The organism is Vibrio sp. 10N.261.55.A10, assembly GCF_041470825.1.
GTDB lineage: Bacteria > Pseudomonadota > Gammaproteobacteria > Enterobacterales > Vibrionaceae > Vibrio > Vibrio crassostreae_C.
In genome coordinates this window covers 36898-50029 of record NZ_JBFRNC010000046.1, presented here as the reverse complement: position 1 = coordinate 50029, position 13132 = coordinate 36898, and the positions used below count along the sequence as shown (strand labels likewise).

12 protein-coding genes are annotated in these 13132 nt (G+C 35.6%); all 12 read right to left on the bottom strand.

What is annotated here, in order from left to right; genetic code table 11:
* Positions 1-17: 17 nt before the first annotated feature.
* Positions 18-935 (bottom strand): hypothetical protein, encoded by a 918-nt coding sequence (locus tag AB4274_RS14885; protein ID WP_372112470.1) that lies wholly within the window; start codon positions 933-935, stop codon positions 18-20.
* A 780-nt stretch (positions 936-1715) separates the two neighbouring features.
* Positions 1716-2675, bottom strand: a complete 960-nt coding sequence (locus AB4274_RS14880) for a hypothetical protein (RefSeq protein ID WP_372112468.1) — start codon at positions 2673-2675, stop codon at positions 1716-1718.
* Complete coding sequence (locus tag AB4274_RS14875; RefSeq protein WP_372112467.1) at positions 2665-3816, bottom strand: hypothetical protein; 1152 nt, start codon at positions 3814-3816, stop codon at positions 2665-2667. The genes AB4274_RS14880 and AB4274_RS14875 overlap by 11 nt, the downstream gene beginning before the upstream one ends.
* A complete protein-coding gene (locus tag AB4274_RS14870) occupies positions 3813-4418 on the bottom strand; it encodes an HAD hydrolase-like protein (RefSeq protein ID WP_372112465.1) in 606 nt (201 codons plus the stop codon). The genes AB4274_RS14875 and AB4274_RS14870 overlap by 4 nt, the downstream gene beginning before the upstream one ends.
* 125 nt (positions 4419-4543) lie before the next feature.
* Entirely contained in the window at positions 4544-5428 is an 885-nt protein-coding gene (locus AB4274_RS14865) for a glycosyltransferase family 2 protein (RefSeq protein WP_372112463.1), read from the bottom strand.
* Between the two features lie 41 nt (positions 5429-5469).
* Positions 5470-6438 (bottom strand): class I SAM-dependent methyltransferase, encoded by a 969-nt coding sequence (locus tag AB4274_RS14860; RefSeq protein ID WP_372112461.1) that lies wholly within the window; start codon positions 6436-6438, stop codon positions 5470-5472.
* A gap of 6 nt (positions 6439-6444) precedes the next feature.
* Positions 6445-7497: an ABC transporter ATP-binding protein gene (locus AB4274_RS14855; protein ID WP_372112459.1), complete on the bottom strand. Its 1053-nt coding sequence runs from the start codon at positions 7495-7497 to the stop codon at positions 6445-6447.
* Positions 7497-8273, bottom strand: coding sequence for an ABC transporter permease (locus tag AB4274_RS14850; protein WP_372112457.1), 777 nt, complete (start codon positions 8271-8273; stop codon positions 7497-7499). The genes AB4274_RS14855 and AB4274_RS14850 overlap by 1 nt, the downstream gene beginning before the upstream one ends.
* A gap of 51 nt (positions 8274-8324) precedes the next feature.
* A complete protein-coding gene (gene cysN / locus AB4274_RS14845) occupies positions 8325-9737 on the bottom strand; it encodes a sulfate adenylyltransferase subunit CysN (RefSeq protein ID WP_372112455.1) in 1413 nt (470 codons plus the stop codon).
* A gap of 58 nt (positions 9738-9795) precedes the next feature.
* Complete coding sequence (locus tag AB4274_RS14840) at positions 9796-10758, bottom strand: DHH family phosphoesterase (RefSeq protein ID WP_372112453.1); 963 nt, start codon at positions 10756-10758, stop codon at positions 9796-9798.
* 2 nt (positions 10759-10760) lie between these two features.
* The gene (cysC, locus tag AB4274_RS14835; RefSeq protein WP_372112451.1) at positions 10761-11390 is read right to left on the bottom strand and encodes an adenylyl-sulfate kinase; all 630 of its coding nucleotides are present in this window, start codon (positions 11388-11390) and stop codon (positions 10761-10763) included.
* A 19-nt stretch (positions 11391-11409) separates the two neighbouring features.
* The gene (locus AB4274_RS14830) at positions 11410-13125 is read right to left on the bottom strand and encodes an SLC13 family permease (RefSeq protein ID WP_372112449.1); all 1716 of its coding nucleotides are present in this window, start codon (positions 13123-13125) and stop codon (positions 11410-11412) included.
* Positions 13126-13132: the final 7 nt, after the last annotated feature.

Below are 13132 nucleotides of genomic sequence, written 5' to 3'. Positions count from 1 at the left end.
AGTGTGAAATTTAGGTATTAAAAGCCTTCCGAATCAAAGTTGACGAAATAGTCAAACAGCTTGTTATTACTGTATTTACTATCATTTAAAAAAAACATATCGTATTTTAAAGTATTATAAGCTATTTTATCCATGGCTCTCTTATAAATTAACTTTTCTAAAGACGAACATCTAAGACCCGTTTTTCTTTCTATTTTCCAAATTTTGTTCAAAATCATAATTTCAAAATTAGTAAATGATTCATTTTCTCTAAAGTTAGTTGGTGAATACTTCGTAGATTCGTTAAAGTCCAAGTGAGAGAAAGTGGAAAAAAAGTCGCCAATTAGCCCGAAAGGATTCAACTTAGATTTATTATAGTTCTTTAATATTATATTTTCTTTTCCAAATAACCTTTCAAAATTAATGATTTGCGAGTAAAAATCTAGCATCTCGGTTTGTGGTAATTGGGTAATATCACCTGAATATCTTAAATCTTTATCCATAACAACATATTTGTAGACAGATTCAATCCATTGTTTTTGAGGTCTTAAGTAAATAATAATTTTGATATCAAAACTAACATTGCTCAATTGTTTATTCAATTCAATAAAATTAATACCTTCCATAAAACACTCAGAGCTAATAATGAATTTACTATTATCACTAGACTCTATGTATTCCTTCAGTGCACTATACAAGATCGTAGCTGAATGTTTACGATAGTTGTATCTACTTTTGTCTTTAAGCCCCATAAAAAAACCGCTTTTCCTGCACTGCTCTACAAGAGTTGGTTGAAGACATAGGGCGTATGCTGCGTGATTACCACCAACACAGCCTAACTCTATATAATCTATTGAATTAGATCTAAGAGCCAGTCTATTTTGTTCGCACCACGACTGTATAGAAGTTGTTCCTGTTTTATGAAAGCCAGCATGAATATACAGTGTTTTTTTCATAGTTCATAACCATATTATATTTTTTTTATAACGACAGTTCTCGATAAAAACAATAAAGAGAAAACAACTAGAAAAGGTAAGGTTATATCAACTCCAGACCAAAAAAAACATATCGATAAGATCACACCAACACCATAATATAATGACCTAAGGTGATATCGATGAGAAATAAGAAAACTATGACTATTTATGATGTTAAATCGGCTTTCAGAAGCTCTCTCGAATGTATTTAATATTGGGTAAATTGCTAATATCATTAAAACTCCCACACTCCCCACTTCATTTAAAAACAATGACATTGGTATTAAATACCTAAGTGACACCAAGAAAAAGTGCAATAATAAGCTAAGTCTACTTCTGATGTTATTATATAATAAAAACAAAAATAGTAACAACATTGAAAAATAAATTATTAATTCAAAATCCTCTTGGGGGACATTAAAAAAAACAAATAATAATAGAGCAACCAATAAGCATAGCCTTAATGAAAAAACAAAAAACTTATACTTATTAAAAAATTCCAACTCCAATTTAGATAGTCTTTTTGTTGGTTTCAATTCTTTTTTTATAGTGATTGCATCGTTATATATATAACCAATCTCATAAACACTATAGGTTACAGCGATTAACAAAACAGAAAGATACAAGCCACTGAAGAAGTTATTACCAAAATATAGATTAAGATATATAACAGGAAACAAATAAACAACCACAAATGCTAACTTATTGCCACTTGTTAACAAGCGTGTCGATGTTGTATATAAACCAACGATAAAAAACTTAAAATATATATTTACGTTTTTCATAATACTTAATTGCCACTTGAACGAAGGGATTTAGCCAGTATAATTTAGACACCTTCAAAGATCCACGGACCCAAGTCCCCTTTTTTGCCATAGAAAAGAAATAACATGGCCTATTCTTAATGTTTACTAATATAGGAACCATATATCCACCCATGTCAAATTTGATATTCTCAAGTTCTTTGGGCGGAGTTATTGATTTTAGTAACACAACATCTTCCCAATAACTTTTCCAATTAGATTCTACATAAATTTTTATTTCAGAAAGTTCTAGACTAGATACAAGTTCCCCTAAGATAACATTTATATCATAATGTATACTAGATTTTTCATCACTTATTGATTCATCAAGTATTGGAATACAAATATTATTGTGCATTATATAATCTAGTGTTGTTTTTCCGCCGTGAGGTGTTAATGAATATTCAATAAAACCCAAAGCAGTTTTAATATCAACTTCTTTCCCTTTGTGATTTAAATTAACAAATGAAGTATTCCTTTTAAATAGATCACGATATCTTGAACTACAACCAAAATAAAAAAAATTCGCACCAGTCTGAAATTTCCTAATTGTGCGTTCAATCGTCCCTCCCCAACCGACATCGACGAAAAGACATTGTGAATTTAATTGGTGCTGGGCCAAATAAGAATCAAATAGTTTTTTCTCACTTGATACCCTACTAATATATATTGGCTTGCATTCTATTTTTTTCAAGCGTTCATTTGATTTTAGAAAACATTCAAAAACCCCTTGAAGGAAAACGCCTTCTCTCGAAACGAAATATATTTTTCTAATCTCATTTCTATACGCATAAGAGTACAGATCTAGGCAAAATTTAAGCACACCCAAACCTAAGTAATATGATGAAAACTTGACGATTGGATTTTGTATATCAGGGAATTTTTTTGAATAACTTTCAATAAACTTATTTTGCAAAATTTCTGAGCCATGGAATAAAGGGAAATACTTGATAGTTGAGGTAAAGTAAGATTCTACCAAATGAACCAAATTCCTGCACAACTTGTCCTTGAAACCAAAGTGCATTTCGAATATTTCGGATCTTTTGACTCGGGTACCAGCTCATGTCATGCAGCATATTTACTTTGATATCTTTACCAAAATCAGCACTGCGAGATACATTTGAGAGAAATGAGACATCACTCTTTGTAGGCCAAAGTATTGATTGGCGTAACGCTCTCAAGTAACCGTCATTCAAGGGAAGAGCATCAACTTCATATCGTTCATAAATCTTATGAAAAATTTCGTCTTCTGTACCCAATATACAGTCTTGTAATGCAAAACCACAAAGTGGTTCTACTTTCCCTTCTTTTTCACAGTACCCCTCAGTACTAGGGTGATTTAACTCGCAAATCATTTCAATTAGATGACGGTTTTCAATGAGGTAAGAGTAACCTTGATTAGCTATAGGCTTACTCGTATCAAACATGATCCCATGGACATTCTTATGGTACTCGAAAGCCTTTAGGCCATATGTGCTTTTCCCGAAGAAATATGCATCTATACTGTAAACTGGAAACAAGAGCTTTAAATAAAAAACTATCGTTCCAGACCAACCCGTATCAACTAATGCTACTTCATCCTCAATTGCTACTGTATCTTTCCAATATTTTTGTATTAGATGATATTGGTTTTCGACAATACTCCTTAAGAAAGAACTACCTTGAAAGCCGAATATAGCATTAATTCTTTCAATACTAACCTTTTCCGATAAAGCTAAATATTCTTCATCTGTAATTGTTTTTATATATTCGTTATAATCATCCCCCCCCAAGAAGCAATCTAACATTTCAGACATAGTTAAATTGTTATATTCTTTAGCTATATCTAAAGCAGTAATATCAGGTGCAATGTAAGTCGCTGCCTTTATAACGGCCAGTCTACTAGTATAGAAGTCAAAATTGCTCTTCTTTTCCAATGGGAATTTTTTTTCAAATAACTTCCTCAGTCTTAATCCACCTCTAGCCAAAAAGAGTTTTTTTGTTACACCTTTAGATTTTAATGTTGCATTAAGAAGCGTGCAATATGAATCAAAAAGTTTTACATATAAATTTATCATGCAACGCCCATTTGTTTTAGCATTCTAAAATGACTGTATTTAGTTTTAATTTCCCAAATTCGGTTTCTTGGAGTATGAAATGAGGTGATCCCATGTTTTTTTGCCATCAGGAAATCAGAGTGATAACTATCACCACAGTGCAGTAGATTCCTTTTATCAACTCCCATATCTTTAACGACAACATCATAAAGAGCACCTTCACGTTTGCTTTCGCCAACGTCAGCACTAGAGTACAATTCATCAAAGATTAATGACTCACCATTTTCAAAAACTAATTCAGAGATACTGTTTGATGATAAATACATGTCTGAGATCCCAATAATAGTTTTGCCTTCTTTCTTTTTTAGCTTGAGGAAATCAATCAGCTTGATATTTGGTGTTAAAGTTGTCTTCTCATAGCGTAGTTCTATTTCAAGCGCTTTTTGAAGCAACGGCTCAGTCCACTCCATACTTAATATTTCAAATGTAAGTCTATGTATATATTCGATCGAAGGCTCTCTTGAAGACTTCTTACCAAACGTATAATATGCAATTCTCGATGCTTCAACCCTAGCAAGAAACACAGAATCTACTGAGTTGTTTAAACTCAGTTCACTTTTCATCAATTCTGCCCATTTTCTAAACCGATAATACTCGCATCTGTAGTTTCGAAAGAGTATCGTGTCAAAAATATCGACCGAATAGACTGAAATATCCTTTTTAATATAGAAATTTTTATAAACATCTATCATAGAAATCGGTCCAATCGAGTTTTTCTTGCCAGCTTTTTAAGTATATTTAACATTCTCTCTAGTGGAGAAAGCCTATGAGATATCATATTCATATGCCTTCCTGATGTTAATAAAAAACCTATTCCAACTGTATTATTTTCTAAATCGTTTCTTAAATGTTTGTTTCTAATAACACATTCATAAAATGCATGCTTATCAACTGAACCAATTATAGAGTTCGAGTATGACGAATCAGGGGAGCATTCCCTGTGATGGTAATATGCTAATTCTTGAGGTAACACACCAATATCACTTTTTAAAACACACTTAAGGTGAAAGTCCCAATCACCTAATACAGGGAGTGTTTCATCAAATCCACCAACAGAATCATATGCCTCTCGTTTAAAAAGAAATGAAATAGGTGGAAACTGGTTTTGAATAATTAAATCTGATAGAAAAACAGCTGTAAGCCAAGAGTTATATGGACGTTGGTATAATATATCTACACCTTTTTCTGTGATTTTTTCCATAACCATTGTCGATTGCACAACGACTCCCATTTGATCTGATTTACCATCAAGGTGTTTAACCGTCTTCTCAAGAAACATAGGGTAAAGGCTATCATCATCATCGTGTATTAAGATATATTCACTTTCTGATTGTAATATACCGTCATTAGATGCAGCCTCCATTCCTACAGACTCCTCACGATGGATAACTTTCACATCGATACCTTTCAGTCTTGCCAAATCAGCAATATCGTCTACAGGCTCTTGAACACCTGCATCATTAACAATTACCCACAAAAAATCTTTATATGTCTGAGAGGTTAGTGATTCAAGCACTCTCGGTAATAAAATTGCTCTATTTTTTGTTCTTGTAATTATTGCTACTTTTTTCATGATTAGGCTCCAAACCTTAATATTATCTTGATAATTAAACTTTATTTTTCGCTATTTTTTATCTGATTTTTTTGTTCTATAATACGTTTCAACCTTTCAATTTCACACTGGTCATCATTCCATGTTAGCCCTTGTTTATACATTTGACTAAGTAGCATAATTCGATTTAACTCTAATATATCCAAGAAAGGCTTTACGTACTCTATATGTTCTATTTTTGAAATAAAATCAGTATTGCTCCGTAAACTGTCACGATATAAAATAGTCAACCCATATATGGATGATATTTTAATAGTTCCCCAATCAGAATACTTCGATAGTGACTTTTCAATCGCAGTAGTAACTCCACTATTGCTTTCTAAGCCATCATTTTTACTTTCTGCAACCTCATCGAAGTCAATGTCAAAGTTGAAAGGTAACGATAAATCACTGCTATCCTTTTGCAGGTTCATATAACCAGCGTTAGCTACTTTCCTCTTTACCATACTTTCCTTGTCATAAAATGTATCAATATATCCACATGGCCATGAAGTATCATGTAATACAACAAGTTGAACGTTATCACGTGTTAAAACGTTCTCTAACTCTAAAGACACTGTTTCAAAGTTATGGTCACCATCAATTATGAATATATCGCATTCTTGTGATTTTTTTGTACAGAAGTAATCAGATGACTTCTGGTCAAAAAACTCGACTTCAGAAAAGTAGCTTAAATGGTCTTCAGGTAGAATTTTATTTGCAGGATCGACTGAATGAAGGGTAAAACCTTTTCTTTTGGAAAGTACGTTTAGTTCCTTTAAGTGGTTACCTTTATAACCTCCGATTTCTGCTACTCCTTGTTTTACAACAGATTCAATCAACGGGAATAAAATAGGTTTATAATTAACCATTGATGCTAATTGTAATGACACTTGAGCACTATCAAATATATCAAAGCCTTTAGTAAAATTATCTTTAAGATGTTGGCTAATATCTTTGTATGTTGTATTTTCGTTTGTTAGATCAATCATATTTCATTATATTTCAGAAAATTTAGCTTCTAAAATTTTTAGCCTCTTATTATTTAAAGTAGTATATAACTCAAAGCCAACTCCAGTATAAAAGCACAGGTTTTTATATCTAGCAGTCATTGCTTGCTTAATACCAGAGTGAATATTTCCTATTCCAGGTGTCGGATAAGGACCTTGAATTTGATAGTGTTCATGCTTAGTCTTATAGAAAACACTGTTTATATTTCGATCTAATTTATCCACTATAATACAGTCTACATTTAATCGTTCTAGATTAGCTACTAAAGACTCCAACTGAAACAAAAAATTATTATTTATTTTAAAGTAGTCAACCTTAACTCCTAGTTTTTTCAAAACAGGTTGTAAGTTATATTCGACAAACACTTCATCAGCAGGCCCATCCCTAAGTACAACACCATCTTCAATCCATACAACACGATTTGCTAGCCGTTTTATTTGAAATTCTGAGTGAGATACTATGATTACGGTGATATTAGTCGATAGTTTTTCAAATAATGCATCTTCAGCTTTTTTCTTAAAGTTTGCATCACCCACCCCTAAAACTTCATCAATAAGTAACACGTCCGGAGATACGTACATCGCAATAGAAAAGGCTAATCGAGCCCGCATTCCAGAAGAGTACGATTTTGTTGGTTTTTCAAAAAATCCTTGTAATTCAGAAAAATTTTTAATTTCTTCCAATTTTCTCAAAATTTCAAATTTTCTATACCCCATCAACATACCGCTAATAATTGTATTTTGGAGGCCCGATAAATTAGGGTCAAAGCCTGCAGCTAATGCCATCAATGATACGCTGTTAACATGATGGATACACTTGCCGGCATCAGGCTTGATGATTCCTGCTAATATTCGGAATAATGTTGATTTCCCAGCTCCATTACGACCAATTACGCCGAGTACTTCTCCCTTATAAACATCAAAGCTAACATCTTTTAGTGCTTGATACTCTGTCGATTTGAAAAACGACTTACGTTCTTTATAAGTAATAGCAACATTTTTTAATTCAATAGCTTTTTCTTGTTGCTTCTTCTTTATCATTATTCTAATACCACCCTAGGAAGCACATACTCCAATTTATTATACAGCCAACAGAAAAACGCAATCAGAACAAGACTCAATAAAGATACATACCCTAATAAGCCCCAGTTAGGTGCAATACCATCAACTAAAACATCACGAAATGCAGCTAGAATTACCGCCATTGGATTCAAGAAAAAAACACTTTGCGCTGATTCGGGTATATCATGGTGGCTAAAAAAGATCCCAGAACAGAACATTAGGAATTGTAAAACAGTTGGAATAACAAAAGACATATCACGAACAAATGGTACAGCTAAAGCAGCCATTAGCGAGCAACCAATAATAAAGAACAATTGCACAAATATTATTGGAAATACATAAAACCAACTCATATTTGGCGATACACCATATACCCACAAGAATATAATCAACAACAAAAATACAATGCTTTGCTTTACCGCATTTTGCACAACATACGTCAGGGGAAAAAATAGCTTGGGGATAAACAATTGATTCATTAATTGCTTGCCGCCTAAGATACTTCCCATTGTGTGGTTAATTGTTTTGGAGAACCATAACCATGGAATAAGCCCTGTAAGTAAAAAAGCAACATAGTTATCCCCTCCCCTAGCTAGTAAAAAGGAGAATACCACATAATAAACAACCATATGAAGTAGCGGCTCAATAATCCACCACGCATAACTCAGGTAGTTTACCGAAGCTTCAGAGCGTAGATTGAAGCTTGCCTTGACCCAGATTAACTCTAAAGTTCTTTTAATATTAATAGTGTGCATAAATTAATAAGAGTAGAGCTTTATATATTCTACTCTAGTCCTTAATTAAAGTTAAATAGCTTTACAACCCCATTCAGGAAATTGTTCTCGAATCAGCACATTAAGTGATTTTTCTGATTCAGTATAAACACGACCTTGTTGACTATTTTCTTTATCAGAAATTGCACTTACTACACCAGCACCAACTGTTACATTTGTATTTCGATCAATCACCACAAAAGAGCCTGTTTGTGGTAATTCATTGTAACGGTCAACGGCTACTTGGTCGGTTAAAGCTATAGTAGTTAACGCTATTTCATTGAGATCAACAGTTGTTGCATTCTCTGCATGCTGCTTAAGCTTATTTACATCCACCTTATGTTGGATGTTAGATACTTTACCAGTACAAGATTTCGTCGCGAATTTGAACACGTAGTCTTTTTGGCAACGAAGTGGATCTTCATCCATCCACACAATGTGTGCGTCAACTTTGTTCGTAAGCTTAGGCTCGAAACCTTTATGGACCAACATATCTCCACGAGATACATCGATTTCATCCTCCAAGGTAATCGTAATCGCCTGGCCTGGTTGTGCTGACGTAAGCTCCCCATCATAAGTAAAAATAGATTTAACTTTTGACGATTTTCCTGAAGGTAATGCTGTGATTTCATCACCCACACAAACTAAGCCTGAAGCTAATGTACCGCAGAAACCACGAAAGTCGAGATTAGGACGATTCACGTACTGGACAGGGAAACGCATACAATCTAAATTTTTGTCTTGATCAACTTTCACCGTCTCAAGCAATTTCATCAATGTAGCTCCTGGGTACCAATCCATCTTTTCGCTGGGTGTTACAACATTATCGCCTTTCAGGGCTGAAATTGGCACAAAGCGAATATCATTTATGTCGAAATCCTTCGCCATATCACGATAATCCGCTTTAATCTGTTGATATACATCTTGACTGTATTCCATTAAGTCCATTTTATTGATAGCCACAATAATGTGCTTGATACCTAGTAGCGAGCAGATGTAACTGTGGCGTCGCGTCTGGGTTTGAATACCGTAACGAGCATCAACCATTACAATTGCTAAATCGCACGTTGATGCACCAGTAACCATGTTACGTGTGTATTGCTCATGCCCAGGAGTATCTGCAATGATAAATTTTCGCTTGTCTGTCGAAAAATAACGATACGCCACATCGATGGTGATGCCTTGCTCACGTTCAGATTGCAAACCGTCAACTAACAATGCTAAGTCAAACGATTCATCTGTCGTATTGAATTTCTGAGAGTCTTTCTCAATCGCTGCCATCTGATCTTCGTAAATCAATTTACTATCAAACAGTAAACGACCAATCAAGGTCGACTTCCCATCATCTACGTTACCGCAGGTTAAAAAACGCAATAAATCTTTATTTTCGTGTACTTTTAAATATGCTTCGATATCTTGCGCAATCAGATCTGAACTATGTGACATGGTTTTTCCTTAATTTCCCAGCTTGAATGTTCAACTATTCAAACCGAACTAATTTTGTTTATTTATAAAAGTGATTTAATACTTGGATGAACTCTTCAGTTTTGTCGATGGGCAGAACGTTAATACCCGCAGCTGCTTTTCGACCGCCCCCAGTTTTAAATTGACAGCACACTTCATCAGCACCTGAACGGTTATTTAACGGGGCACGCACACTCACGGTATAATCCCGCTGATTTTGATTTAACGTTAGAACCGCATGTGCTTTATCTGGTGCTTGGTTAGCTAATGCATTACCAAATACACCGCTTATACGCCTTGCCCATGGCTCGCAAGGTAGCTCGTAGATCGTTGATACGTCAGAAGTATCGATTGGCGCTATCGAGTCAACGTGTTGATTGTCGGCTTCATACCCTTTCTTTAACACGTAGTAAGGAGACCTTTTATCTCTTTTGAGCTCAAAAGGTGATGAATACTGCATCAGTTGTTGAAATAATTCACTTGGAGCGATATGCAAATCGTCAATTGATGCTCCATAACCGTTATAGTTAATTAAAGTACCCAACTCTTTTAGAAATGCTCTTTCATCCAGATTTAATCCGCTAACCTCAGCTAATTGCTCAGCATTGGTGAACATGTTGTCACCGTAAGCGCCAACTATGGCCCAATCAGCATATCGCCCAGCCAGATGCTGATTAATCAACAGGCTTGTGCAGGTATTTGCATCTAGGTTAATGAGGGCCGTAAAGTTATCTGCTTGGGGGACTTCTCCCGTACGATGATGGTCACAATAGAAAAGAGGGATGTCTCTTTCAATTAGGTTGTAGAGTGCATCAATGTTCTTCTCCATCGATATATCCAAAATAGTACAACCACTGACATCACTTTCTTTCGCTACATTTTGTAAAAGCTTAATATCACGTTTCACACCGGTTATGAGTTTTGAGTATTTAGGCTCCGCCTTACGTAATTGAAGTAGGGCAATAATCCCATCAGCATCGCCATTGAATACATCGTAATGCATAATTAAATATATCCTAACTTCGCTAATCGATTAATAACGGCTTCAGCACATTTTTCTATAGATTTACCCTCTGTCTCAATATGAATCTCAGCATTCAGGGGCGTTTCATATTTCGAATCAATGCCTGTAAAGTTTTTAATCTCACCGGAGCGTGCTTTCTGGTAGAGCCCTTTAGGGTCACGCTGCTCACATACCGACAACGGTGTATCAATAAACACCTCTAGGAATTCTCCTGCCGATAGTAACGCTCGGGCTTGTTCTCGGTCAGCTATGAAAGGAGAAATAAAGGCTGTCAATACTATGGTGCCCGAATCCACAAATAGCTTCGCGACTTCTCCAATACGGCGAATATTCTCTATACGGTCTGTATCACTAAAGCTAAGATCTTTATTTAGACCGTGACGTACGTTATCTCCGTCAAGTAAATAGCTGTGCTTACCTAAACTTAATAATTTACTTTCGACTGCATTAGCAACTGTTGATTTTCCTGATCCGCTTAACCCTGTAAACCACAGAACTACTGGTGTCTGTTGTTTTTGTTTAGCGCGCTGCTCGTGTGTCACCGTAGAGTCATGCCAGACAACATCATCGCTGACAGAATCATTATCTTTTGTTACGTAAGGAGATTTCATTATTGCAACTCATATAAAACTAAAATGGGAAGACCATCGGAATAGCAATTGCGGCGATTACTACATATGAAATAGTAACCACCCAACCGACTTTGACAAAATCTAAAAAGGAATATGCCCCCGCATTCATCACCATTAGATTTGTTTGGTAACCAAATGGACTTATAAACGAGGCACTCGCTCCATAGGCTACAGCCATAGCTAGCGGTAAATAATCAATATTAAAAGTCGTAGCCAATGCTAATGATATTGGTAGCATAATGGCGGCGGCTGCAGTATTCGTCATAATTTCAGTTAATAGAATAGTCAGAACCAACACGCCGACCAACATCCAAGATGGCGATAAATGCCCTGCAACCGATTCAAAGGATTGAGTTAATGCTAAAGCTAGACCGCTACTAGAAAATGCACTAGCAATACATAAAGCCGATACAAGAATCGTTAATAATTCAAATGGGAAGCGCCGCCTTAATTGAGTACCATCTATAATTTTGCAAGCCAAAGATAGCAACAAAAAACCAGACAAGGTTTCGATCAGTTCTAAACGAGTACACGCTGCTAAAACTATAGAAAAGATAAAACCTAAAATTCCCAATACGTTTTGGGGTTTGGATAAAGGACTTTTTAGTGACTTATCACTTAACAAGAAGAAGTTTCGCGATAAATTAGGTCGTTTTTTAAAATCATCTCCGACAGCAAGAATGAATTTATCACCACTCTGGATAATACATTCCCCGAGCTTGCCAGAGATACGCTTACCCTGTCGTGCTATTGCGACTACAGCGGCATCAAAACGAGATCGAAACTCAACTTGTTTTAAAGTTTTTCCTATCAAGATGGACTCAGGACTCACCAGCACTTCGACTAGATTCTTGTCAAGTTCAAACTCTTCTTCAACGTAAAGCTTTAACCCATCAAAAGAAGTAAGCTGCTTAACCTCCGACACGTCACCGCTAAATACAAGTTTATCTCCTACTAATATATTTTCACTAGGAGATACGGGAGATATAAGCTGTTTATCACGAATTATCTCGGTCAAAAAAAGGCCATCTAGAGAACGTAAACCGTTGTCCAATACGCTTTTGCCCGCGAGTTTACTGCCTTCCTCGACTTCCGCATCCAAAAAGTAGTTTCCAGATGACTCCATCTTCGCAGGTTCATCAGGCAGAAAACGGGAGACTATCATCACCATCAACCCACAACCGAGTAACAAACATACACCTACAGGGAAGAAAGCGAAGATTGTCAATCCAGAGTAGCCTTGCTCTTCGAGTAAACCGCTGACCACAAGGTTGGTTGCAGTTCCTATCAAGGTTAAAGTTCCCCCAAGAATGGAGAAATATGACAAGGGTATAAGGAGTTTTTTGGGAGCGTGAAACGGGTTTTTTAGAACACTCCCCATTAAGGTGGCAACTACTGCTGTATTGTTTAACACACTAGAACTTAACGCCCCAAGTGCCCCCAAGCGCAGCAAAGATTGCCAGTAATCACTATGAGATAGAGTTTTAGCAGCCCAATTGAGTAAAACTGTTCTCTCTAGCACAAGAGAAGAAAGCAGTAAAAGCAGCAAGGTGATCACTGAACTATTTGTAGCGGCTGAGAAAATTACTTTTTGAGAAATTTGCCCGAACATATAGAGCACCGTCACAGCAAAAACAAACACGTAGCTGGCTCGAAAACGATTACTTATTAATGCTGCAATCAACCCAACAAGAACACATGCGGTGACAATCATACTTTAA

Coding starts and splice junctions, on each gene's coding strand:
- AB4274_RS14885 (WP_372112470.1), bottom strand. CDS start 935: ATGAAAAAAACACTGTATATTCATGCTGGCTTTCATAAAACAGGAACA.
- AB4274_RS14875 (WP_372112467.1), bottom strand. CDS start 3,816: ATGATAAATTTATATGTAAAACTTTTTGATTCATATTGCACGCTTCTT.
- AB4274_RS14870 (WP_372112465.1), bottom strand. CDS start 4,418: ATGAAAAGTGAACTGAGTTTAAACAACTCAGTAGATTCTGTGTTTCTT.
- AB4274_RS14865 (WP_372112463.1), bottom strand. CDS start 5,428: ATGAAAAAAGTAGCAATAATTACAAGAACAAAAAATAGAGCAATTTTA.
- AB4274_RS14860 (WP_372112461.1), bottom strand. CDS start 6,438: ATGATTGATCTAACAAACGAAAATACAACATACAAAGATATTAGCCAA.
- AB4274_RS14855 (WP_372112459.1), bottom strand. CDS start 7,497: ATGATAAAGAAGAAGCAACAAGAAAAAGCTATTGAATTAAAAAATGTT.
- AB4274_RS14850 (WP_372112457.1), bottom strand. CDS start 8,273: ATGCACACTATTAATATTAAAAGAACTTTAGAGTTAATCTGGGTCAAG.
- cysN (WP_372112455.1), bottom strand. CDS start 9,737: ATGTCACATAGTTCAGATCTGATTGCGCAAGATATCGAAGCATATTTA.
- AB4274_RS14840 (WP_372112453.1), bottom strand. CDS start 10,758: ATGCATTACGATGTATTCAATGGCGATGCTGATGGGATTATTGCCCTA.
- cysC (WP_372112451.1), bottom strand. CDS start 11,390: ATGAAATCTCCTTACGTAACAAAAGATAATGATTCTGTCAGCGATGAT.
- AB4274_RS14830 (WP_372112449.1), bottom strand. CDS start 13,125: ATGATTGTCACCGCATGTGTTCTTGTTGGGTTGATTGCAGCATTAATA.